This window comes from Actinoallomurus acaciae (assembly GCF_042429965.1).
Taxonomy (GTDB): Bacteria; Actinomycetota; Actinomycetes; order Streptosporangiales; family Streptosporangiaceae; genus Actinoallomurus; species Actinoallomurus acaciae.
In genome coordinates this window covers 888-1,426 of the sequence record NZ_JBHLZP010001192.1, presented here as the reverse complement: position 1 = coordinate 1,426, position 539 = coordinate 888, and the positions used below count along the sequence as shown (strand labels likewise).

1 pseudogene is annotated in these 539 nt (G+C 76.6%); it reads right to left on the bottom strand.

The annotated features are described in order from the left end of the window. Positions 1-539 (bottom strand): annotated as a pseudogene (locus ACFFNX_RS51555) (hypothetical protein); the annotation flags it as partial.

The following is a 539-nucleotide window of genomic DNA, read 5'->3' as shown; positions in this document are numbered from 1 at the left end:
GGCTCGCGCGCACCGGGGTCGCTCCCGGACACGGCGGGTTCCGGTCGCGTCCCGGGCCGCGCGTCGCTCGCCGCCTCCTCCCGTACGGGGGCGGGAGGCCTGGCCGAGCGGGTCCGCGGCACCGCCGTCGCGGCGGTGGTGCGGAAGTCTCCCGGCACGGATCCCGTCGGCATCGACCGCACCGGCGGGGACTCTCCCGGCCCTGGCCCCGCCGAGGGCGACGCCGCCTGCCCGACCGGCACTCCCTCCTCCATACGGCGAGGTGGGGTACCGGGGAGGAGCAGGCCGGTCCGGCGGCTCGCCGGGTCGGCCGGGCGTATCCGGCCCTCCGCGTCGACCGTGACGAACGTCGTGGCGCCGAGCGCGCCGAACGTTGTGAACGGGGCCGGGGACGGCGATGCCTCCGTCAGGGCGGGATCGAGCGCCGGGATCGGCTGTGTGGGCTCCTCCAGCGACGTGTCGAAGACGACCGGGTCGCCGTAGAAGTCCTCATCGTCGTCCAGAGCGGCACCGAGATCACCCTCGGCTCCGTCCCGGCC